The organism is Serratia sp. H1w (genome assembly GCF_000633355.1).
GTDB lineage: Bacteria > Pseudomonadota > Gammaproteobacteria > Enterobacterales > Enterobacteriaceae > Chania.
This window is the reverse complement of sequence record NZ_AYMQ01000016.1, coordinates 1-22,086: the sequence shown is the minus strand read 5'-3', so window position 1 is coordinate 22,086 and position 22,086 is coordinate 1. Positions and strand designations below refer to the sequence as shown.

Sequence of the window (22,086 nt, the reverse complement as noted above, 5' to 3'; positions counted from 1 at the left end):
GTTCTATCTGCACCACCGTACGGGATAGAGACACAAAAATGACTGAAAAATCCTCTCTGGTAACACTGAGTGCTCTAAGTAAAAGCTTTGACGGCAAAGAGATCATCAGCGATCTCAACCTTGATATTAACGATGGCGAATTCCTGACCCTGCTTGGCCCCTCCGGCTGCGGGAAAACCACCGTTCTGCGGCTGATTGCCGGGCTTGAGAATGCCGATCGCGGGCAGATCGTGCTCGACGGGCAAGATATTACCGCCATCCCGGCCGAGCATCGTCACGTTAACACCGTGTTTCAAAGCTACGCCCTGTTCCCCCACATGACCGTGTTCGAAAACGTCGCCTTTGGCCTACGCATGCAGAAGACCCCAGAGGCGGAGCTAACGCCACGTGTGGAAGACGCTCTGCGCATGGTGCAATTGGACGAGTTCGCTCAGCGCCGTCCACATCAGTTGTCTGGCGGGCAACAACAGCGGGTTGCCATCGCTCGGGCGGTGGTGAATAAACCCAAACTGTTGCTACTCGACGAGTCGCTTTCGGCGCTGGACTACAAGCTGCGCAAGCAGATGCAGAACGAGCTCAAGGCGCTACAGCGCAAATTGGGCATTACCTTTGTGTTTGTCACCCACGATCAGGAAGAGGCGCTGACCATGTCCGATCGGATTGTGGTGATGCGCGACGGGCGTATCGAACAGGACGGCACACCACGCGAAATCTACGAAGAACCCAAAAACCTGTTTGTCGCCAGCTTTATCGGTGAGATTAATATCTTTGATGCGGTGGTGCTGCATCGCATCGACCCTCAGCGGGTACGCGCGAGTGTCGAAGGCCGTGAATGCGATATCTACGCCGATTTGGCCGTCGAGCCAGGGCAAGCCCTGAAGGTTCTGCTGCGCCCGGAAGATCTGCGCGTCGAAGAAGTCAACGACAGCGAGCAGATCGATGGCCTGATCGGCTACGTGCGCGAACGCAACTATAAAGGCATGACGCTGGAGTCGGTCGTTGAGCTGGAAAACGGTAAGATGGTGATGGTCAGCGAGTTTTTCAACGAAGACGATCCTGACTTTGACCATTCGTTAAACCAGAAGATGGCGTTAACCTGGGTAGCAAGCTGGGAGGTGGTGCTGGCCGATGAAGAAATCGCGTAATTTGCTGCAAAACCTGGTGATCAGTGGCATCGTTGGCTGGTTGCTGTTGTTTGTTTTTCTGCCAAACCTGATGATCATCGGCACCAGTTTCCTGACCCGTGACGACGCCAATCTGGTGCAGATGGTATTCACGTTGGATAACTACACCCGGCTGTTTGATCCCCTCTACGGCCAGGTGATGCTGCATTCGCTGAATATGGCGGCGATCGCCACCCTGTGCTGCCTGCTGCTCGGCTACCCTTTCGCGTTTATTCTGGCCCGCCTGCCGCAAAGAGTGCGCCCGCTGCTGTTGTTCCTGCTGATCGTCCCCTTCTGGACCAATTCGCTGATCCGCATCTATGGCCTGAAGCTGTTTCTCAGCACCCGTGGCTATCTGAACGAGTTCCTGCTGTGGGCCGGGATCATCGATACGCCATTACGCATTATGTATACCTCTGGCGCGGTGGTGCTTGGGCTGATCTACATCTTGCTGCCGTTTATGGTGATGCCGCTCTACTCCAGCCTGGAAAAGCTGGATAAATCCTGCCTGGAAGCGGCCCGCGATCTGGGTGCCAGCAAGCTGCAAACCTTTATCCGCATCGTCATTCCTTTGACTATGCCCGGCATTATCGCCGGATGCCTGTTGGTGCTGTTGCCGGCTATGGGCCTGTTCTATGTAGCCGACCTGATGGGCGGTGCCAAGAACCTGCTGATCGGTAACGTCATCAAGAGCCAGTTCCTCAATATCCGTGACTGGCCGTTTGGTGCCGCCACCAGCATTTGCCTGACGCTGGTGATGGGGCTGATGCTGTGGGTCTATTACCGGGCCGCCAAGCTGCTGAACAAAAAGGGAGAGCTGGAATGATCGGACGCCTGCTGCGCGGCGGCTTTATGAGCCTGATTTACGCCTATCTGTATATTCCCATCGTGATCCTGATCGTTAACTCGTTCAATACCTCACGCTTTGGCATCAACTGGCGGGGATTTACCACCCACTGGTACAGCATGCTGATGAACAACGACAGCCTGTTGCAGGCCGCAGGGCATTCGCTGACCATGGCGGTGCTTTCTGCCAGCTTTGCAACCCTGATTGGTGCGTTGGCAGCGGTGGCATTGTACCGCTACCGCTTTCGCGGCAAACCCTTCGTCGGTGGCATGCTGTTTGTGGTGATGATGTCGCCGGATATCGTCATGGCCATCTCACTGCTGGTGTTGTTTATGCTACTGGGGGTCTCATTGGGCTTCTGGTCGCTGTTATTCTCGCACATCACCTTCTGCCTGCCTTTTGTGGTGGTTACCGTCTATGCGCGCCTGAAAGGCTTTGACGTGAAGATGCTGGAGGCGGCGCGCGATCTGGGTGCCAGCGAAATGGTGATCCTGCGAAAAATCATCCTGCCGCTGGCGATGCCTGCCGTTGCCGCCAGTTGGCTGCTAAGCTTCACGCTATCGATGGATGATGTGGTGGTCTCTTCGTTTGTCACCGGGCCAAGCTACGAAATCTTGCCGTTGAAGATCTATTCGATGGTGAAGGTCGGGGTATCTCCTGAAGTTAACGCCCTGGCAACCATTCTGCTGGTGTTATCGCTAGCGCTGGTGCTGACCAGCCAACTGCTGTTGCGCGATCGCCAAAAACACTGATTTGCCAACGGGATAAGCGTCTTTACCCCACTGGGTGTGCCGCCTATAATGGCCGTTCTCTGGGGTATGGCGCATCACGCTATACTGTAAAAACATCTACTGCTAAGGGATCCGCACCATGAACAAGTGGTCACATCTGCTCGCAGCCGGAATGATGGCACTGAGCCTTGGCTCGGCAAACGCCGCGGACGACGGCAAAACGCTCTATTTCTACAACTGGACCGAGTATGTCCCACCAGGGCTGCTGGAACAGTTCACCAAAGAAACCGGTATCAAGGTGATTTACTCCACCTATGAATCCAACGAAAGCATGTACGCCAAGCTGAAAACCTATCGCGACGGCGCTTACGATCTGGTGGTGCCTTCCACCTATTTCATCGCCAAGATGAGCAAGGAAGGGATGCTGCAAAAGATCGACAAAAGCAAGCTCAGCCACTTTAACGATCTCGACCCTGGCCTGCTAAACAAGCCGTTCGACCCCAACAACGATTACTCCATTCCGTATATCTGGGGCGCAACCGCCATTGGCATCAATACGGACGCGATTGATGCCAACACCGTGACCTCCTGGGCCGATCTGTGGAAGCCAGAATACAAAGGCCGCGTACTGCTTACCGACGACGCCCGCGAAGTTTTCCAGGTCGCGCTGCGCAAGTTGGGTTATTCGGGTAATACCACCGATCCCAAACAGATCGAGGCCGCCTATAACGAGTTGAAAAAGTTGATGCCCAACGTGCTGGCGTTCAACTCCGATAACCCCGGCAATCCGTATATGGAAGGCGAAGTCGATCTGGGAATGGTGTGGAACGGTTCCGCCTACGTGGCACGCCAAGCGGGTACTCCGCTGGAAATCGTCTGGCCGAAAGAAGGTGGCATTTTCTGGATGGATAGCCTGGCCATTCCGGCTAACGCCAAAAACGTTGAGGGAGCATTAAAGCTGATCGACTTCCTGCTGCGCCCAGAGATTGCGGTGCAGGTAGCGGAAACCATCGGTTATCCAACCCCCAATCTGGCCGCGAGAAAGCTGTTGCCGAAAGAAATCGCCAACGACAAGTCGCTGTATCCGGATGATGCGGTGATTGAGAATGGCGAATGGCAAAATGATGTCGGTGATACCAGTACGCTGTATGAAACCTACTTCCAGCAGTTGAAGGCCGGACGCTAATATCCCCCTCACCCCGCCCCTCTCCCACAGGGAGAGGGAGCCCGTTCAGCGTCGTTGGCAGCTGATGTGGCACATTCGGTTAGGGTGAGGGCCAGCCGTTAAGGCTTATCTGCCCTCTCGACCTTGCCCATCAGGAATTTGTGCACAAAGCGTGGCACCACTTCGCTGGCCGGGCCGTAATGCTTCTCTTCGAACTCACTTTCCACCAGACTCGGCTCCAGGTTCAGCTCCATGGTGTAAGCCCCACCCAGTCTTGCCTCATGGACAAACCCAGCCGCCGGGTAAACATTACCGGAAGTACCAATCGCAATAAAGAAATCGGCCTTGGCCAACGCGGTGTAGATCTCCTCCATACCCAACGGCATTTCACCAAACCACACCACATGAGGCCGCAAAGGCGCCGGGAACTGGCAACAGTGGCAACGTTCATCCACGCTCAGATCGCCTAACCACTCCACCACTTGCCCAGAGCTGGTGCAACGCACCTTCAGCAGTTCGCCGTGCATATGCAATACCTGCTTGCTGCCGGCCCGCTCGTGCAGATTGTCGATATTCTGCGTGACCAGCAGGAAGTTTTCCTGCCCCAGCCACGCTTCCAAATCGGCTAACGCACGATGCGCCGCATTGGGGCCGATATTCGACTGCTGCAACTGCCGACGGCGTGCATTATAAAACTCCTGCACCAAGGCCGGATCACGCTGATAGCCGTCCAGCGTGGCGACATCGTCCACCTTGTGCTCTTCCCACAACCCATCGGCAGCGCGGAAAGTACGGATACCGGACTCGGCAGAGATCCCTGCCCCCGTCAGCACCACGACAAACGGCTTTTTCAGCTCAGCCGCCGCCATGGTATCGCGTTGGAATATCCGCGAACGAAAACGCTGATGCCGCACATGCTTACTCTTGCGAAACTGACACAACCGATGGCGAGTGTGCATGAACTCTCCTTTTTATGACTTATCCACCAAATTGAGGAACGCTGCCCCGCGAACACCGCCAGCGTCGCCGTAGCGCGCTTTCTCGATGCGCGGCAGTTTTGCCACCCGTAACAGATGAGCAGGCAAACGCTGGGGCAACGCCTGATAAATTGTTGCAAAATTCGATAAACCGCCGCCAATCACCACCAGATGGGGGTCGATGATGGTCAGCAGATTGCCCAGGCAAATGGCCAGGACATCCAGAAAACGCTCTACGTGCGCCACGGCCTGTGGCTCACCCGCCTGATAATGCGCAATGATTTGCTGCGCTGGCAACGGCTGTTGGTAAAAATGCGCATACATCCATTCAAATCCGCGGCCCGAGATGTAATTTTCGATGCAACCATCATGGCCACAGCCACAAGGGACGCGAGGAATATCACGCCCGAGCACCTCCAGCGCATCCACTGGCAAGCGGAAATGGCCGAACTCGCCGGCAATAAAGTTACGCCCGGAAACCACCTTACCATTAACGATCAAACCACCGCCAACCCCGGTGCCAAGGATAATCCCCAGCACCGTCGGATAATGGCGGAACTCTTCGTCCCAGGCTTCCGAGAGTGTGAAGCAGTTGGCGTCGTTATCTACCTTGACCCCACGACCAATCAGAGCACTCAGATCGCGCGGCAGCGGCTGGCCCATTGCGGCCGGAACGTTGGCGGTAAACAAGGTGCCGTCTTCATTGGGTAGGCCAGGAATGCCGATACCCACCAGCCCTTGCGTGCCGCAGACGGCATCGGCTTCATGGGTGAGATCGCGCAATACCGCCAGCAGTTGCCGGTAGTCGTCACGCGGCGTCGGCACCCGCTTTTGCCAGATACGTTGCAGATTGGCGTCGAACACCCCAAGTTCAATCTTGGTGCCGCCCATATCGAAACCGTAGTACATAACTCGCCCTCTGGGTAAAAAAATGGGGCGTGTTGCCAGCCCCAGGTTTTTATTATTGTCCGCTTAATACGCGGGCCGGATCGATGCGGCTGGCGCGTCTGGCCGGATACCAACTGGCCAATAAGCTAAGCACCAGCGCCGTGCCCAGCACGATCGCAACATCAAGCCAATGCAACTCGGATGGCAGGAAATCGATAAAGTAGATGTCGCCAGACAGGAATGAATGACCCATCAACTTTTCGATACCCTTGATAATATTGGTCAACTGTAGCGAAGCGATCACCCCGACGACGACACCGCTAAGGCTACCCACCAGCCCGGCCAGCAGGCCGTACCAGATAAAGATGGCGCGGATAAAACCGTCTTTGGCCCCCAGCGTACGCAGCACGGCAATGTCGCCGCTCTTGTCCTTCACCGCCATCACCAAGGTGGAAACGATGTTGAAACAGGCCACACCAATCACCAGCACCATCGCCAAATACATGATGGCGCGGATCATCTGAATATCGCGATACATAAAGCCGTAGGTGCCAATCCAGCTCTTGATGTAGACGGTGGCATCGGCGACTTCCCCGGCGTCACGCACCAGTTTGTTGGCAGCGAACACGTCGTTGACCTTGATGGCTATACCAGTGACACTGTCACTCATATCCAAATATTGCTGAGCATCGGCCAACGGCACCATTGCCAGACTGTGATCGAGCTGGCCACTCAGTTGCAGAATGCCGGTGACATGCAGACGAATGCGTTTCGGCTGCAACAGCTTCATCTCGGGATCGCTGTTGGGGATCATCACCGTGACGTAAGAGCCCTGCTTCACGCCCAGCGCTTCGGCCACGCCCTTGCCCAGGATGACCTGCTGCTCACCGCTTTTAAAATTGGCCCAGGCATCGCCCTGCACATAGCTTGGTAACGCGCTGAGCTGGCTTTCCTGCGCAGGATCGACACCTTTGACCTGCACGGCACGCAACTGTGCACCATTTTCCATCAGCCCGGTAAAGTTGATATAAGGTGCCGCAGCCAAAATACCTGGCACCTTTTCGACGCGTTGCAGGATCTCCGGCCAGCCGGTGAACGGCTGCTTGACCGGTTCGATCTCGCCGTGCGGCACCACCGCCAGAATACGGTTTTGTAGTTCACGCTCGAAGCCGTTCATCGCGCTCAGCCCGACGATCAGCACCGCCACACCCAGTGCGATACCGATGGTGGAGATCACCGAGATCAGCGAAACCATACCGCCACGCTTGCGGCCCCGGCTAAAGCGCAGCGCCATCAGTAATGATAGTGGCGAAGCGCTCATTACTCGGCCCCCATCAGGGTCAGTTGCGCCTGTAAATGGCCATCTGCCATTTCCAACTGGCGGTTCAGACGTTTGGCGAGTTGCAGATCATGGGTCACCACCAGGAATGCAGTGCCCTGACGCACGTTCAGTTCGCCCAACAGATCGAAGATGCTGTCGGCGGTGCGTTTATCCAGATTACCGGTAGGTTCATCTGCCAACACCAGCGACGGGTTATTCACCAACGCACGGGCAATGGCCACACGCTGACGCTCCCCGCCGGCCAGCTCGGACGGACGATGCTTGCTACGTTTTTCCAAGCCCACCGCAGCCAACATCTCCAGCGATTTTTCCTTCGCCAGTGCCGGTTTCATGCCGCCGATCAGTAGCGGCATCGCGGCGTTTTCCAGCGCGGTGAAATCCGGCAGCAGATGATGGAACTGATAGATAAAGCCGAGTTGGCGGTTGCGCAGTTCCGCTTTGGCAGTGGAAGACAGCTTGTTTAACGACTGCCCTTTGTAGATCACTTCACCGGAAGTGGGAGAATCCAGCCCCCCCAGCAGGTGCAGCAGGGTACTTTTACCGGAACCCGAGCTGCCGACGATCGCCATCATCTCGCCCGGTTGCATGGCAAAACTGACATTGCGCAGCACGTCGGTATGCAGGTTGCCTTCCTGATAGGTTTTACACAGGCGCTCACACTGCAATAAAGGATGGTTACTCATAACGTAAAGCCTCAGCGGGTTGTACGGCGGCAGCGCGCCATGAAGGGTAAAGCGTGGATAACAGCGAAACTGCCATCGCCACTACGGCAATGATTGTCACCTGGATTGGATCAACCGCTACTGGCAGAGAAGCCCCGTCGATCAATGCGCCAAGGGTCGGCATCAGGTTGTTCAGATTGGTGGCCAACAGCACGCCTAACAGCGTTCCAAGCAGCGAACCGATAATCCCGGCGCTGGCCCCCTGCACCATAAACACCGACATAATCTGCCGCCGCGTCAGGCCCAGGGTTTGCAAAATGGCCACTTCGCCCTGCTTCTCCATCACCAACAGGCCCAGCGAGGTAATGATATTGAACGCCGCCACCGCCACGATCAGGCTGAGCAGCAGGCCCATCATGTTTTTCTCCATGCGCACCGCCTGGAACAGCTCGCCCTTGCGCTCGCGCCAATCCTTCCACTGGGTGCCTTCCGGCAGCGTTTGCTGGCTGAGGGTATCCACCGTCAACGGCTGTTGCAGGAACAGACGCCAGCCGGTGATATTGCCCGCCGGGTAGCGCATCAGGCGCGAAGCATCCTGCTGGTTCGCCAGCAGTTGATAGCCATCCACTTCGCTATTGGCGTGGAACGTGCCAATGACGGTGAACAGACGCTGGCTCGGGATACGGCCCATGGGCGTGAACTGGCTGGCGCTCGGCACCATCAGACGCAGCTGATCGCCACGTTTGACGCCTAACTGCCCAGCGAGCTGTTCGCCGATAATCAGGTTGTACTCGCCCGGTTGCAGTTGCTGTTGCTTCACATTCACCAGATAAGGCGTCAGCGGCTCGGCTTCATCCGGATTGATCCCCAACATTACGCCCACGGCCACGCTGCGGGCGCTTTGCAGCACCACATCACCGGTGGTCAATGGGGTCACGCGGGTGACGCCTTGCAGGCCTTGAACGGCAGAAGCTGGCAACTGTTCAGGGTTGATAGATCCCTGTTTGCTGGTGATCAGCGCTTGTGGCATCAGCCCCAGGATGTTGCTTTCGAGATCTTTCTCGAAGCCATTCATCACCGAAAGCACGGTTACCAGCGCCATCACCCCCAGCGTAATGCCGATGGTAGATAGCCAGGACACAAACCGCCCAAAGCGGTCTGAGGCTCGCCCGCGCATATAACGCAGGCCAATAAATAACGCGACAGGTTGATACATGAAATCCGTTTTGTTGCCGTAGCTTAAGCAAAGTAATCAGGGATAATAAAGGCTCTACCGGGTTTATGGAACCACCCGACCGGTTTTATTCATCATGTTTGCACGGGTTTACAGAAAATGCCGGATTTTGACGTTGCCGATGGCCGGTTGTTTCTACTGACAGGCGCTTAACCGTTTGACAATCCGTTTACAACGGGCAAATTAAGAGTCTGAACGAATCAATGCCAACCAAAGAGGTAGCCATGACCGTTACGCCCCACTGCATCACTGCCGCCGATATTGCCAAAGCCGCCGAAATCCTGCAAAACCACGCAATCCGCACCCCGGTAATGACCTCACGCCAGGCAGATGACATCGCCGGTGCCCAGCTGTTTTTCAAGTGCGAAAACTTCCAGCGCATCGGAGCCTTTAAATTCCGCGGCGCCTTTAATGCCATCAGCCAGTTGACCCCGGCCCAGCGCCAGGCAGGTGTGATTGCCTTCTCATCTGGCAACCATGCGCAAGCCATGGCGTTGGCGGCTCGTGAGCTTGGGGTGAGCGTTACCATCGTGATGCCACATGACGCCCCCGCGGCCAAGCTGGCAGCAACGCGCGGTTATGGGGCCAACGTGGTGATCTATCAGCGGCAAACCGAAGACCGGGAAGCCATTACCCGGCAGTTGGCGATGGAACAGGGATTAACGGTGATCCCGCCTTACGATTATCCGCAGGTGATGGCTGGCCAAGGTACTGCGGCCAAAGAGCTGATTGAAGAAGTTGGCCCGCTGGATGTGCTGCTGGTGTGCACCGGTGGCGGCGGGCTGCTTTCCGGCTGCGCCGTCGCGGCGCATCACTGGTCGCCCGGCTGCCGGGTATTTGGCGTGGAACCAGAGGCAGGCAACGATGTACTACAGGCGTTCCGCAGCGGTGAAAAAGTGTGGATCCCGGTGCCAAAAACCATTGCCGACGGCGCGCAGACCCAGCAGGTAGGCAATCTTACCTTCCCGATCATTCAACACTATGTGGAAGATATCCTGACGGTGACCGATAAACAGCTGTGCCAGCAGATGCGCTTCTTTATGGAGCGGATGAAAATGGTGGTCGAACCGACCGGTTGCCTGGCGGCCGCTGCGGCGATGAATCGGGTTATCGATCTACGGGGCAAAAAAGTGGGGGTGATCGTCAGCGGCGGTAACGTGGATGTCGATAAGATCGGCCAGTACCTCGCCATGGCGCAGGATTGACCAAATAACCACCAACAGGACACTTGCCCGCGCTTTTACCGGTGTCAGTTTATCGGCCGCTAGGCTAGTATAACCAGGGTAAAAGGTGATGGGCTTGAGTGACTTGAAGTGCCCCTCACCCTAACCCTTTCCCAAAGGGAGAAGGGACTGAATGTGCCACGATTTTATACCCGTATCTGACCTTAACACGGGCGCAGCACGCGGCGCCCCTGCGGAGAGCCACATCAGCAACCAACGACGCTGAACGGGCTCCCTCTCCTTGGGGAGAGGGTTGGGGTGAGGGAGATCGAGCAGCACCACGTAAACAGGATTTTGTGGTATTCACGCGTCAAGTGCCACGGTGAACACCACAAAAACTGTTATTCAATTCATTGATTAAAGAAAACTGAATGAGCATTTCTGATAAAAGCCGCAGCTCCGCATCCTCCTACCGTTACTCCCTTCCTGATCGCGCGGGTGATTTACGCCAGTTGGGGCAGCTCACCGGTTCTGCCTGTGCCGTAGAATGCGCCGAGATCGCCGAACGCCATCCCGGCCCGGTGATGCTCATTGCGCCGGATATGCAAAATGCATTGCGGCTGCGTGACGAGATCCAGCAGTTTACCGATCAGATGGTGACCACCCTTTCCGACTGGGAAACGCTGCCTTACGACAGCTTCTCACCCCATCAGGAAATCATCTCGGCACGGCTTTCCAGCCTGTATCACCTGCCGACCATGGCGCGTGGCATTATCATTTTGCCGGTGAACACGCTGATGCAACGCGTCTGCCCGCACGAGTTCCTGCATGGCCACGCGTTGGTGATGAAAAAGGGCCAACGGCTGTCGCGGGATCTGCTGCGGGCACAGTTGGAACAGGCCGGTTATCGCAGCGTCGATCAGGTGATGGAGCACGGCGAGTTCGCCACCCGTGGTGCACTGCTGGATCTGTATCCGATGGGCAGTGAAGAGCCTTACCGCATCGACTTCTTCGACGACGAGATCGACAGCCTGCGCACCTTTGACGTTGATAATCAACGCACACTGGCCGAAGTCGAAGCCATCAATCTGCTGCCTGCACACGAATTTCCGACCGACAAGGCCGCCATCGAGCTGTTCCGCAGCCAGTGGCGTGAGCAGTTTGAAGTCCGCCGCGATGCCGAACATATTTATCAGCAAGTGAGCAAAGGCACCTGGCCTGCCGGTATCGAATACTGGCAACCGCTGTTCTTCAGCCAGCCGCTGCCTTCACTGTTCAGCTATCTGCCAGCCAATACGTTGCTGGTCAACACCGGCAATCTGGAAGGGGCAGCCGAGCGTTTCTGGCTCGATGTCAATCAACGCTATGAAAACCGGCGGATCGATCCAATGCGGCCACTGCTGGCCCCGGATACCCTATGGCTACGGGTGGATGCACTGTTTGCCGAGCTGAAAGCCTGGCCGCGGATGGCGTTAAAAACCGAGGAGCTGCCAGCCAAAGCCGGTTGCACCAATCTGGGCTATCAAACCCTGCCAGACCTGGCTGTGCAAGCTCAGCAGAAAGCACCGCTGGATAACCTGCGCCGCTTTATTGAAAGCTTTACCGGTGGCGTAGTCTTCTCGGTCGAAAGTGAAGGCCGCCGTGAGACCCTGCAAGATCTGCTTGGCCGCATCAAACTCAGTACCAGCCTGATCCATCATCTGGATGAGGTTGCAGCTCCTGGCCGTTACATGATGGTCGGGGCCTCCGAACGTGGCTTCCTCGATACGCTGCGTGACCGGGCATTAATCTGCGAAAGCGATCTGCTCGGTGAACGCGTCAGCCGTCGTCGGCAAGATAATCGCCGTACCATCAATACCGATACCCTGATCCGCAACCTGGCGGAACTGCATCCAGGGCAACCTGTGGTGCATCTGGAACACGGCGTTGGCCGCTATGTAGGCCTGACGACGCTGGAAGCCGGGGGCATCAAAGCGGAATATCTGATCCTCTCCTACGCCGGTGAGGACAAGCTGTACGTGCCGGTCTCTTCCCTGCACCTGATCAGCCGCTATGCCGGGGGGGCCGATGAAAACGCCCCGCTGCACCGGCTTGGCGGGGATGTCTGGTCACGAGCCAGGCAGAAAGCCGCCGAACGCGTGCGTGACGTGGCCGCCGAGTTGCTGGACATCTACGCTCAACGCGCCGCCAAAACCGGCTTTGCGTTCAAACATAATCGTGAGCAGTATCAGCTGTTCTGTCAGACCTTCCCGTTTGAGACCACGCCGGATCAGGAACAGGCCATCAACGCGGTGCTGAGCGACATGTGCCAGCCGCTGGCGATGGACCGCCTGGTCTGTGGCGACGTCGGCTTTGGTAAAACCGAAGTGGCGATGCGCGCCGCCTTCCTGGCCGTCGAAAACGGTAAGCAGGTGGCGGTGCTGGTACCGACGACCCTGCTGGCGCAACAGCACTTCGACAACTTCCGCGATCGCTTTGCCACCTGGCCAATCCGCATTGAAATGCTATCGCGTTTTCGCAGCGCCAAAGAGCAGCAGCAGATCCTGGAAGACGCGGCCGAAGGCAAAGTGGATATCCTTATCGGCACCCATAAACTGTTGCAGAGCGATCTGCGCTGGAAAGATCTGGGGCTGTTGATTGTCGATGAAGAACACCGCTTTGGCGTCCGCCACAAAGAGCGCATCAAGGCGATGCGTGCCGACGTAGATATCCTGACGTTGACCGCTACGCCAATTCCGCGCACCCTGAATATGGCCATGAGCGGCATGCGCGATCTGTCGATCATTGCCACTCCGCCTGCGCGCCGCCTGGCCGTAAAAACCTTTGTCCGCGAGTACGACAGCCTGGTCGTGCGCGAGGCCATCCTGCGTGAAGTGTTGCGCGGCGGCCAGGTGTATTACCTGTATAACGACGTCGAGAATATCGATAAAGCCGCCGAGAAGCTGGCGGAGCTGGTGCCAGAAGCCCGTATTGCCATCGGCCACGGCCAGATGCGCGAACGCGATCTGGAGCGGGTAATGAACGATTTCCACCACCAGCGCTTCAACGTGCTGGTGTGTACCACCATTATTGAAACCGGCATTGATATCCCCAGCGCCAATACCATTATTATCGAACGGGCCGACCGCTTTGGCTTGGCGCAGCTGCATCAGTTGCGTGGCCGTGTCGGGCGGTCGCACCACCAGGCCTATGCTTATCTGTTAACGCCTAATCCGAAGGTGATGAGCACCGACGCCCATAAGCGATTGGAAGCGATCGCTACGCTGGAAGATTTGGGGGCCGGATTCGCGCTCGCCACTCACGATTTGGAAATCCGTGGTGCAGGTGAACTGCTCGGAGAGGACCAGAGCGGCCAGATGACCACCGTGGGCTTCTCGCTGTATATGGAGCTACTGGAAAGCGCAGTCGATGCCTTGAAGAACGGGCGTGAGCCTTCGCTGGAAGATCTCACCAGCAATCAGACGGAAGTGGAGCTGCGTATGCCAGCGCTGCTGCCCGATGACTTTATCCCAGACGTGAATACCCGTTTGTCCTTCTACAAACGCATTGCCAGCGCCAAAGATGAGGGTGAGCTGGAAGAGTTGAAGGTCGAGCTGATCGATCGCTTTGGGCTGTTGCCTGATGCGGCGCGCAACCTGCTGCAAAGCGCGGCGATGCGTCAACAGGCGCAGATACTTGGGATCAAGCGTATCGAAGGCAATGAACGCGGTGGCTTTATCGAGTTCGGTGAGAAGAACCGGGTGGATCCGGGATACCTGATCGGCTTACTGCAAAGCAAGCCGCAGGTTTATCGTCTGGACGGGCCGACCAAGCTGAAGTTTATGCTGGATCTCAGCGACCGTGCCGAACGGCTGAAGTTTATTGGGGAGTTGTTGGCCGCGTTCAGGGAACATACCTTGGCGGTTTGACGATCGATGTCCCCTCACCCTAGCCCTCTCCCTGTACAGTCCGGGGACATCGTGAACACTTGTTCGGGGACATGGTAGACACTTACAACATAGGTATGAGTACTTCTGAGTGGAGCTGCTTATGCCGTGGAATGAGAGATCTGCCATGTCATTACGTATCGAGTTTGTGTTTTTCGCCTCGCAAGAAGGCGCTAATATCCGTGCGTTATGCCGTCAGTTCGGCATAACCCCTACCACGGGCTACAAGTGGTTACACCGCTGGCGCTCTGACGGCAAGGACGGTCTGAAAGAGCGCTCCAGAGCGCCACACCATTCGCCTTCCAGAACACCCGATAGCGTTGTCGAACACCTTCACGCTGCTCATTTGACCCACCCGAAGTGGGGCGCGCGCAAGCTCAAGCAATGGCTCGAGATGCAGGGACATGCGTTACCTGCCGCCAGCACCGTGCATAACCTGATGCGCCGCCATGACCTGCTCCCGGGAGGCCCGTCACCGGCTCCAACCGTCGGGCGCTTTGAGCATGATGCCCCGAACCAACTCTGGCAGATGGACTTCAAAGGCCACTTCCCCTTCGCCGAAGGACGTTGCCATCCGCTGACCTTGCTGGATGACCACTCACGCTTCTCGCTCTGTCTGGCGCACTGCCCGGATGAACGACGTGTCACCGTACAGTCCCAGTTGATAGCCGTGTTCGAACGTTATGGTCTGCCGGAGAGAATGACCATGGATAACGGCTCGCCGTGGGGTGATACAACGGGCAGTTGGACCGCGTTGGAGCTGTGGCTGATGCGTCAGGGTATCCGGGTGGGTCACTCTCGGCCTTACCATCCTCAGACACAGGGTAAGCTGGAGCGCTTCCACCGCAGCCTGAAGGCAGAGCTTCTGCAGGGACGGTGGTTTACCCATGCCGCGCAGTTGCAGGAGGTATTCGACGCCTGGCGAGACACTTACAACCTGGAACGCCCACATGAAGCACTGTCAATGGCGGTACCGGCGTCTCGTTATCAGCCTTCACAGCGACAGTACAATGGCAATCCGGCGGCAGCTGAGTATGACGAAGGGGTCTTGGTCAGGAAAGTGGATATCAGTGGAAAACTGAGCATGAAAGGGATGGGCCTGAAAGTGGGGAAGGCCTTTATCGGAGAATGTGTCGGACTGAAGGAAAGTGAGAGAGAGGGGTACTACGAGGTGTGGTGGTACAGCACTAAAGTGGGGACGATCGACCTGAGAAATAGGTCGATCGTTATGGGTAAAGGATGTTAAAAAGTGTTCACCATGTCCTTGAACACCTGTCTACCATGTCCCCGGTCTGTACACTCCCACAGGGAGAGGGGACTGATCGAGCTAGTTATCAGGTACAGAAACCTACCTGACTAACATACTGAACAAATCTACAGATCGAGCACCGTACCTGATTACGAAGCCAAATCGGCTCCCTCTCCCTGTGGGAGAGGGTTGGGGTGAGGGGTAAACACCGAGGATCAGGCCTTGGTCAGCACCAACTGACCACTCTTATCCAATGGGATCTGAGTACCCGGATCGTGATCCATACGGATCTTGCCCTGCTGGTTGCCAATCTTGTACGTCACATCATAGCCCAGCGTATTCTGCGATTTGTCATATACCGTTTTGCAGCGCTGTTGTGTGCTGGTCGTCGTATCGTTGTCCTGCATCGCACCCTGCACCTGGTGACCGGCATAGCCGCCACCCAACGCACCCACTACGGTCGCAACATCACGGCCACGGCCACCACCAAACTGGTGACCAATCACGCCCCCGGCAACCGCACCCAGCACGGAGCCAGCGATACGGTTTTCATCCTGAACCGGTGCACGGTGAGTCACAGTGACATTCCGGCACTCCTGGCGAGGGGTCTTAACGGTTTCTTTGATCGGTGTTGCGGCGAGAACCTGCGCATATTGTGGGCCGGGAGTAAATACGTCCAGACCGGCTACGGCAGCAATTCCCAGAGCGGCTGCAATACCAATCCCAACACCGGCTAACATTGATTTGTTCACAGGAAATCCTCCTGAATGTGTTACCACGCATTATGCACCGGGAAAAGACGTTCCCCGGTTTACGGCGTGCGTGACGCGCCGTCTGTAAACTCCCTAAAGTCTGCACAAGGAAGTTCACCCTCGCAATAAGACTCAGAGAGCAAAATGAGGTAAAAGCGGGAAAAATCCGATGATTTGAGAGGATTCCGAACGGCTAGCCAACAAAAAACCCACGCGGCAAGCCTACGTGGGTTTTCATTAACCAAACCAGCGGGTTAAAACATCAGTGCATTTTCAAACGCGGACGGATCACCCGGTTGATACCGCCAACCAGCATCATCAGGCCGGTTTTGGTATAGCCGTGAAGCGCTACCTGGTGCATACGGTACAGTGAAATATACACCACGCGAGCGATACGCCCTTCGACCATCATCGAGCCACGCATCAGGTTGCCCATCAGGCTGCCTACGGTACTGAAACGGGAGAGCGATACCAATGAACCGTGATCCTTATACACATAAGGCTTCATCGGCTGTTCGTTCATCATTGCCAGGATGTTGCTATAGCAACGTGATGCCATCTGGTGGGCAGACTGTGCCCGTGGGGGAACAAAACCACCACCCTCGCGCGGGCAAGAGGCGCAGTCACCGATGGCAAAGATGTTGGCATCACGGGTGGTTTGCAGCGTCGGTTCAACCACCAGTTGGTTGATACGGTTGGTTTCCAACCCGGCAATGTCTTTCATAAAGTCCGGAGCCTTGATACCTGCAGCCCAGACCATCAGATCGGCATTGATAAACTCGCCGCCCTTGGTGTTCAGGCCATTTTCGTCGGCACTGGTCACCATGGTGTTGGTCAACACGCGCACGCCAAGCTTGTTCAGCTCCTGGTGTGCCGCAGCGGAAATACGTGGCGGCAAGGCTGGCAGAATGCGCTCACCCGCTTCAACCAGGGTCACCTTCAAGGCGCTGTTATCCAGACCTTCAAAACCGTAGCTGTGCAGCTGTTTTACCGCGTTATGCAGTTCTGCCGACAGCTCAACGCCGGTAGCCCCACCGCCGACAATGGCGATATTGACGCTTTCTTTCTCTTCCGGCTTGGCAGAGAACTTGAGGAACAGGTTTAACATTTCGTTATGGAAACGGTGCGCCTGGTTCGGGTTATCCAGGAAGATGCAGTTATCGCGTACCCCTGGAGTGCCGAAATCGTTCGAGGTACTGCCCAACGCCATGACCAGAATGTCGTAGCTCAGTTCACGAGCAGGAACCAGTTCAATTCCCTGCACATCGCAGATCTGGGTCAGTTGCAGCGTTTTCTTTTCACGGTCAATGTTGACCAGTGAACCCAGCTGGAAGTTGAAGAAATGATTACGCGCATGCGCCAGATAGTTCAACGCATCCACGCCGTCATCCAGGGAGCCGGTGGCTACTTCATGCAGCAACGGTTTCCACAGGTGGCTGTGGTTACGATCCACCAGCGTAATCTCCGCCTTGTGCTTACGACCCAGTTTATGACCCAGGCTGGTTGCCAGCTCCAGACCACCGGCACCACCGCCGACAATAACTATTTTTTTCTTTGGCGTTGTCAAAATGACCCCCTGAATGTGAACCAATTGTTGCCTAAGGGTAAACAAATAATATCCTTAGAATACATAGGGTTCGCTTAAGTTAAACCTGCTATCTGCGGCCAGAATAGCATGAGAGGTTATTTGGTCATACCAAAATTGATGTACATCAAAGTTTTTTGGTTAAAGGCTGGACGAAGGCTTTTTTTGAGGATTGTGATTCAAATAGTTAGCGCGAGATCACAGTTCTGAATTTTGCTGCTGGCCAGCGAAAACCGGCCCGATAAAAACAAAAAAGCCGCAACGGCTGCCCTTACGGAACAGCGTTTACGGCCCGGTGATGCGTTACAAAGTTGTTATGCCAGCGTCTTGAAAGCCTTGATACGCTGCAAATGCGGCGAGATGTTTTTAAACTTGTGGCTCTGCTGCTCATCCCAGACGATTTCATAATACTTGTGCAGCAACTCTGCACTGCGCTGGCTGTCCAGCACTTCATCCTGGCGAGAAAGTACCACCAGGCAGCGATCGCGGTTCTTCTCACGGAAATCGTCCACGCATTTGGTGGCGATATCGCGATACTCTTCCGGCCGATCGATCTTGCCGTGCATATGTTCTTCCGGGAACAGGTTCGGGTTAAAGACTACCTGACGGATGCCGCACAAAAAGCCGATACGTTCGGCCCAAAAACCGCCAAGACCCACACCGCAGATCAACGGATGGGCATCCCCTTCCTGCTGAACCGCCTTGTCCACCTCTTTCAATAAATGCTGCATATCATGGCGTGGATGCAAAGTGCTGTAACTGATAAAGCGCACGTCCGGCTCGATGAACTGCAACTGCATAATCTTTTCATGATTGCCGGGACTGGTGGAATCGAAGCCATGCAAATAAATAATCATGTGGTTCCTCGCAACAAGCTGGGGGCCGCTGACAGTCCCCCATTATTAACACCGCCTTCTTGCGGCGCCCTGGCCGTTCACCCCACTGAGCGTTGCTTATGCTCTTCCCAGCGTTCATGCAGTTGGCTCAGCGCAGTATGCGCCTTTTGCCAACGGTCGGAATCGCGCAGTTCCTGACGGGTGAACTGACCGCGATGATATAACCGCTGCAATTTCTCTACTTTGACCGGGGACAGGTTATCTAACACGCTGACCGCCCCCGCCCGATTATTGCAAACCAGGATCATATCGCAACCGGCGTCCAACGCCGCCTGGCCACGCTCGGCGTAGCTGCCCATGATTGCGGCCCCTTCCATCGACAGATCGTCGGAGAAGATCACGCCGTCAAAGCCCAGTTCCTGACGCAAGATTTGTTGCAACCAGTAAGGCGAGCCGCTGGCCGGACGCGGGTCTGCTTCAGTATAGATGACATGCGCTGGCATGATGGCATCCAGCAAGCCACGTTTAATCAGCTCACGGAAGATAGTCATATCATGTTCGCGGATCTGAGCCAATGGCCGTGGATCGCGCGGCGTTTCTTTATGCGAGTCTGCGGTGACCGCGCCATGCCCTGGGAAATGCTTGCCGGTGGTTTTCATCCCGGCGCTGTGCATCCCCTGGATAAAGCGCTCGGCCATCACGAGCGCCTGCTGCGGATCGCTATGGAAAGAGCGTTCACCAATCGCCGCACTGGCGTGGCCGATATCCAGTACCGGGGCAAAGCTGATATCAATATCCTGCGCGATCATTTCCGAGGCCATCAGCCACCCGGCTTCCTGAGCCAGACGCCCGCCTTCCTGGGCATCATTGAGTGCCGCAAAGGACTGCGCCGCCGGTAAGCGGGTAAAGCCTTCGCGGAAGCGCTGCACGCGCCCACCTTCCTGATCCACCGCCACCACCAGCCGCGAATGCGAGGCCGCACGGATCTGGCGCACCAGCTCACGCAACTGCTGCGGATCGGCAAAATTACGGGTAAACAGGATCAGGCCGCCTACCAGCGGGTGTTTTAAAATTTCGCGTTCTTCTGCGTCCAGCTCATAGCCGACGACATCTAGCATTACTGGGCCCACGGCCACCTCACAACTGTTCATGATTAATTTGACGATGATAAACAAAAACGCCGGTATAACGCTGCGCCCCAACGCAAAAATTCCGTATCCCGACACTGCTGCCAGCGCACTTCGCACCACATCAATATCAGGTAATCCACCCATGGCGACCAGCGCTGGACCTGCAAGGTCAAGCGCGGCAAATCAGCATAGCCATGTGACTGGTATTGTTCTAAAAAGCGTTGTTGGCTATCTGGGGAAAACTGATTGAAGCGAAACATGGCCGCCAACTCCAGGGCGATATCGCCATCTGCGGCATACTCCCAGTCGATCAGCCTGGGCTGCCCGGCCTGTAGCAGCAGATTACCGGCATGAATATCCATGTGCAGCGGAGCCAGTTTCAACGGGCGCGGCATTGGGCCGTGGGTAAAATAACGCTGCCAACGCAGCCAGCCAGGCGTGATGCGCTGGCGATCGATCTGCTGCCAATAGCGGGTAAACTGCTGTTGCAGATCCAGCCGATAGCCACTCAACCCACGGTTATGCAAGCGGGCGGTCAACTCCGCCAACTCGCCGCTGGCCGTTAAGCCAGCAAATGCCGTTTCGTCAACGCTCTCGCCAACCAGCCATTCGACGATCAGCCAATCGCGGCTCTGTAACCAGACCTTTGGCCCAATGCCCAACCCTGCGCGTTTCAGCGCTTGCCCTTCACGCCGCCGGTCAACGCCGAGCGCCCGTTTTTCCGGCGTCTGCGGACGGGCCAGCAGTTGCACATCGTCGCCTTCGATCCGCCAGCTTTCCCCACTCAAGCCCTGTACCAGGCTAAAACGACAACCGGCGGTATTTACCGCAGGTAGCCTGTGACTCAGGATTTGCCGTAACCGGGACTCAGTATTTGACGTCGCCATTGCCTGACCAGACAATCTCACCGGTTTGTACCAGCATCAGCTGCATTTCCATCGCCGGTGACTTCACATCGCCACTGACAGCGCTATACAACACATATTGCGCGTTGACGATGCGCGCCAGGCCAATGGCTTTGCTGCGCGATCCCAGGCTGTCTTCCGCCGACAGGCCCAGAGTTTGCCTGGCACTCGCCAACTGCGCTTCTGGCACCACGGCAAAGGTCTTGTTGGAGGCTAGTGCCTGATGCAGCGCCGAGGTGGCGTTGCCGATACTCAATGAGCCGTTGGTGTTGTTTTTAACACTGTCCAACAGCAATACGCTGCCAGCCGTCACACCATCGGCCTGCAACATCTGATTGACCATCGGTTGTACGCTGCCCAGCCAGTCAAGCTGCTGGATTTTCGGCGGTTGCGGCACCGGTTCAGTGATCGGTGGCAACGGTTCTGGCTGAGGTTCTGGTTGTTGCGGCTGTTGCTCCACCGTAACCGGTGCCGTAGGCTCTGGCGGGCGTGATGGACAGCCAGTTAACACCAACGCGGCCAGCGCCACCCATAGAAACTTTTTCATTACCTTCTCCAACGTAACCAAAACTTATAAGTATAAATACAGACGCACACGCTTGGCATCGAGATTGCCATTGAGCGAATAAATCTCGACGTCTGAATTAGCGGCAACGGTAACAGTACGCAGCTGCTCAAAAGGCATGATATCCAGCCCCTGTTTGTCGTACCAGTAGAAGCGATAGTGGATGGTTACCGGAGTCGTCTGGGTGTTACTGAGCACCGAACTGGCCTTCAGGCGACCCGACGCATCGGCGATCGACGGGTTATCCGCCAGAATACCCGCCGTCAGCACCGGTGAATCCATCACCACCGTTTGCCGTTCATTGACCGAGATGCCCTTTGGGCTGCTACAGCCCATCAGCATCACGGCAGGGAGCACCAGCGCCATCAGATAACGCGTCGTGTGGATATAGCGCATGGTATTCCTCGGTTAACGTGGTAACAACGGGCCCAGAACGCGCCCACCGACTAAATGCATATGAATATGGTAGACCTCTTGTCCGCCATGGCGATTGCAATTGATGATCAGGCGGTAACCGTCTTCGGCAATCCCTTCCTGCTCGGCAATTTTGGCCGCCACGGTGATCATACGGCCCAACGCTGCCTCATGTTCCACCGTCACGTCGTTCACCGTGGGGATCAGCACGTTCGGCACGATCAGGATATGAGTCGGCGCCTGTGGGGAAATATCACGAAATGCGGTGACCAGTTCGTCCTGATAGACCACATCGGCAGGGATTTCGCGGCGAATAATTTTACTGAAAATCGTTTCTTCGGCCATTTGGAACTCCTTGTTCAGCATAATAAGGGATTATGCAGTATGAGTGACAAATTCTACTGCTTTCAACCCGATTGCGCACTTTCCGCATCGAGTGATGGAGAATCACTCAACCTTAACACTATTACCTGGATTATTGACTGCCAATCAGCTGTGGCGCATTAACGCGCATCCAATCGGCCAACGAGTCGGTCATGTATTCAATGTGTA

At 56.0% G+C, this 22,086-nt stretch carries 20 protein-coding genes; 7 read left to right on the top strand and 13 right to left on the bottom strand.

Annotation, left to right across the window (positions count from 1 at the left end; translation table 11 throughout):
• Positions 1-38: 38 nt before the first annotated feature.
• The 4 genes from potA to potD all read left to right on the top strand — a co-directional run bounded on the left by potA (position 39) and on the right by potD (position 3,927).
• A complete protein-coding gene (gene potA / locus U869_RS0103050; protein WP_025121148.1) occupies positions 39-1,145 on the top strand; it encodes a spermidine/putrescine ABC transporter ATP-binding protein PotA in 1,107 nt (368 codons plus the stop codon).
• Positions 1,129-1,989, top strand: a complete 861-nt coding sequence (gene potB / locus U869_RS0103045) for a spermidine/putrescine ABC transporter permease PotB (RefSeq protein WP_025121147.1) — start codon at positions 1,129-1,131, stop codon at positions 1,987-1,989. Before potA ends, potB begins: the two co-directional genes overlap by 17 nt.
• On the top strand, positions 1,986-2,762 hold the full coding sequence (gene potC / locus U869_RS0103040) for a spermidine/putrescine ABC transporter permease PotC (protein ID WP_025121146.1): 777 nt from the start codon (positions 1,986-1,988) through the stop codon (positions 2,760-2,762). The genes potB and potC overlap by 4 nt, the downstream gene beginning before the upstream one ends.
• 118 nt (positions 2,763-2,880) lie before the next feature.
• The gene (potD, locus tag U869_RS0103035; RefSeq protein ID WP_025121145.1) at positions 2,881-3,927 is read left to right on the top strand and encodes a spermidine/putrescine ABC transporter substrate-binding protein PotD; all 1,047 of its coding nucleotides are present in this window, start codon (positions 2,881-2,883) and stop codon (positions 3,925-3,927) included.
• Positions 3,928-4,025: 98 nt separating this feature from the next.
• Here potD and cobB read toward each other — a convergent pair whose 3' ends face one another.
• The 5 genes from cobB to lolC are packed head-to-tail and all read right to left on the bottom strand — an operon-like array spanning position 4,026 to position 8,991.
• Positions 4,026-4,865, bottom strand: a complete 840-nt coding sequence (gene cobB / locus U869_RS0103030) for a Sir2 family NAD+-dependent deacetylase (RefSeq protein WP_025121144.1) — start codon at positions 4,863-4,865, stop codon at positions 4,026-4,028.
• A 12-nt stretch (positions 4,866-4,877) separates the two neighbouring features.
• On the bottom strand, positions 4,878-5,792 hold the full coding sequence (nagK, locus tag U869_RS0103025) for an N-acetylglucosamine kinase (protein ID WP_025121143.1): 915 nt from the start codon (positions 5,790-5,792) through the stop codon (positions 4,878-4,880).
• 52 nt (positions 5,793-5,844) lie between these two features.
• A complete protein-coding gene (gene lolE / locus U869_RS0103020; RefSeq protein ID WP_025121142.1) occupies positions 5,845-7,092 on the bottom strand; it encodes a lipoprotein-releasing ABC transporter permease subunit LolE in 1,248 nt (415 codons plus the stop codon).
• Entirely contained in the window at positions 7,092-7,796 is a 705-nt protein-coding gene (gene lolD, locus U869_RS0103015) for a lipoprotein-releasing ABC transporter ATP-binding protein LolD (RefSeq protein WP_025121141.1), read from the bottom strand. Before lolD ends, lolE begins: the two co-directional genes overlap by 1 nt.
• Positions 7,789-8,991, bottom strand: a complete 1,203-nt coding sequence (gene lolC, locus U869_RS0103010; protein ID WP_025121140.1) for a lipoprotein-releasing ABC transporter permease subunit LolC — start codon at positions 8,989-8,991, stop codon at positions 7,789-7,791. The genes lolD and lolC overlap by 8 nt, the downstream gene beginning before the upstream one ends.
• Positions 8,992-9,233: 242 nt before the next feature.
• On the opposite strand from lolC, the gene U869_RS0103005 reads away from it, so the two are divergent.
• The 3 genes from U869_RS0103005 (at position 9,234) to U869_RS0102995 (ending at position 15,344) form a co-directional block, all read left to right on the top strand.
• On the top strand, positions 9,234-10,214 hold the full coding sequence (locus U869_RS0103005) for a threo-3-hydroxy-L-aspartate ammonia-lyase (RefSeq protein WP_025121139.1): 981 nt from the start codon (positions 9,234-9,236) through the stop codon (positions 10,212-10,214).
• A gap of 389 nt (positions 10,215-10,603) precedes the next feature.
• Positions 10,604-14,080 carry a transcription-repair coupling factor gene (gene mfd / locus U869_RS0103000; protein ID WP_025121138.1) on the top strand — a complete coding sequence of 1,159 codons (3,477 nt, stop codon included), beginning with the start codon at positions 10,604-10,606 and terminating at the stop codon, positions 14,078-14,080.
• A 109-nt stretch (positions 14,081-14,189) separates the two neighbouring features.
• Positions 14,190-15,344: an IS481 family transposase gene (locus tag U869_RS0102995; RefSeq protein WP_081795882.1), complete on the top strand. Its 1,155-nt coding sequence runs from the start codon at positions 14,190-14,192 to the stop codon at positions 15,342-15,344.
• Positions 15,345-15,562: 218 nt separating this feature from the next.
• On the opposite strand, the gene U869_RS0102990 is transcribed toward U869_RS0102995, so the two are convergent.
• From U869_RS0102990 to hinT, 8 genes are all read right to left on the bottom strand, one after another.
• Entirely contained in the window at positions 15,563-16,099 is a 537-nt protein-coding gene (locus U869_RS0102990; RefSeq protein WP_025123815.1) for a glycine zipper 2TM domain-containing protein, read from the bottom strand.
• Between the two features lie 262 nt (positions 16,100-16,361).
• Entirely contained in the window at positions 16,362-17,666 is a 1,305-nt protein-coding gene (locus tag U869_RS0102985) for an NAD(P)/FAD-dependent oxidoreductase (RefSeq protein WP_025123816.1), read from the bottom strand.
• A gap of 332 nt (positions 17,667-17,998) precedes the next feature.
• Positions 17,999-18,541: an alpha/beta hydrolase YcfP gene (gene ycfP, locus U869_RS0102980; RefSeq protein ID WP_025123817.1), complete on the bottom strand. Its 543-nt coding sequence runs from the start codon at positions 18,539-18,541 to the stop codon at positions 17,999-18,001.
• A gap of 77 nt (positions 18,542-18,618) precedes the next feature.
• A complete protein-coding gene (nagZ, locus tag U869_RS0102975; protein WP_029988536.1) occupies positions 18,619-19,638 on the bottom strand; it encodes a beta-N-acetylhexosaminidase in 1,020 nt (339 codons plus the stop codon).
• A 35-nt stretch (positions 19,639-19,673) separates the two neighbouring features.
• Positions 19,674-20,537, bottom strand: a complete 864-nt coding sequence (locus tag U869_RS0102970; RefSeq protein ID WP_025123819.1) for a phosphotransferase — start codon at positions 20,535-20,537, stop codon at positions 19,674-19,676.
• Entirely contained in the window at positions 20,518-21,102 is a 585-nt protein-coding gene (gene lpoB, locus U869_RS0102965; RefSeq protein WP_025123820.1) for a penicillin-binding protein activator LpoB, read from the bottom strand. The genes U869_RS0102970 and lpoB overlap by 20 nt, the downstream gene beginning before the upstream one ends.
• A gap of 24 nt (positions 21,103-21,126) precedes the next feature.
• The gene (locus U869_RS0102960; RefSeq protein ID WP_025123821.1) at positions 21,127-21,516 is read right to left on the bottom strand and encodes a YcfL family protein; all 390 of its coding nucleotides are present in this window, start codon (positions 21,514-21,516) and stop codon (positions 21,127-21,129) included.
• A gap of 12 nt (positions 21,517-21,528) precedes the next feature.
• A complete protein-coding gene (gene hinT / locus U869_RS0102955; protein WP_025123822.1) occupies positions 21,529-21,879 on the bottom strand; it encodes a purine nucleoside phosphoramidase in 351 nt (116 codons plus the stop codon).
• Positions 21,880-22,086 lie beyond the last annotated feature (207 nt).

Excerpts from the sequence above, each read along its gene's own strand:
- U869_RS0102970 (WP_025123819.1), bottom strand. The coding sequence starts at position 20,537 with ATGGCGACGTCAAATACTGAGTCCCGGTTACGGCAAATCCTGAGTCAC.
- mfd (WP_025121138.1), top strand. The coding sequence starts at position 10,604 with ATGAGCATTTCTGATAAAAGCCGCAGCTCCGCATCCTCCTACCGTTAC.
- ycfP (WP_025123817.1), bottom strand. The coding sequence starts at position 18,541 with ATGATTATTTATTTGCATGGCTTCGATTCCACCAGTCCCGGCAATCAT.
- U869_RS0103005 (WP_025121139.1), top strand. The coding sequence starts at position 9,234 with ATGACCGTTACGCCCCACTGCATCACTGCCGCCGATATTGCCAAAGCC.
- nagK (WP_025121143.1), bottom strand. The coding sequence starts at position 5,792 with ATGTACTACGGTTTCGATATGGGCGGCACCAAGATTGAACTTGGGGTG.
- lolD (WP_025121141.1), bottom strand. The coding sequence starts at position 7,796 with ATGAGTAACCATCCTTTATTGCAGTGTGAGCGCCTGTGTAAAACCTAT.
- U869_RS0102960 (WP_025123821.1), bottom strand. The coding sequence starts at position 21,516 with ATGCGCTATATCCACACGACGCGTTATCTGATGGCGCTGGTGCTCCCT.
- lolC (WP_025121140.1), bottom strand. The coding sequence starts at position 8,991 with ATGTATCAACCTGTCGCGTTATTTATTGGCCTGCGTTATATGCGCGGG.
- lolE (WP_025121142.1), bottom strand. The coding sequence starts at position 7,092 with ATGAGCGCTTCGCCACTATCATTACTGATGGCGCTGCGCTTTAGCCGG.
- potA (WP_025121148.1), top strand. The coding sequence starts at position 39 with ATGACTGAAAAATCCTCTCTGGTAACACTGAGTGCTCTAAGTAAAAGC.
- nagZ (WP_029988536.1), bottom strand. The coding sequence starts at position 19,638 with ATGCTAGATGTCGTCGGCTATGAGCTGGACGCAGAAGAACGCGAAATT.
- potB (WP_025121147.1), top strand. The coding sequence starts at position 1,129 with ATGAAGAAATCGCGTAATTTGCTGCAAAACCTGGTGATCAGTGGCATC.
- potD (WP_025121145.1), top strand. The coding sequence starts at position 2,881 with ATGAACAAGTGGTCACATCTGCTCGCAGCCGGAATGATGGCACTGAGC.
- lpoB (WP_025123820.1), bottom strand. The coding sequence starts at position 21,102 with ATGAAAAAGTTTCTATGGGTGGCGCTGGCCGCGTTGGTGTTAACTGGC.
- potC (WP_025121146.1), top strand. The coding sequence starts at position 1,986 with ATGATCGGACGCCTGCTGCGCGGCGGCTTTATGAGCCTGATTTACGCC.
- cobB (WP_025121144.1), bottom strand. The coding sequence starts at position 4,865 with ATGCACACTCGCCATCGGTTGTGTCAGTTTCGCAAGAGTAAGCATGTG.
- hinT (WP_025123822.1), bottom strand. The coding sequence starts at position 21,879 with ATGGCCGAAGAAACGATTTTCAGTAAAATTATTCGCCGCGAAATCCCT.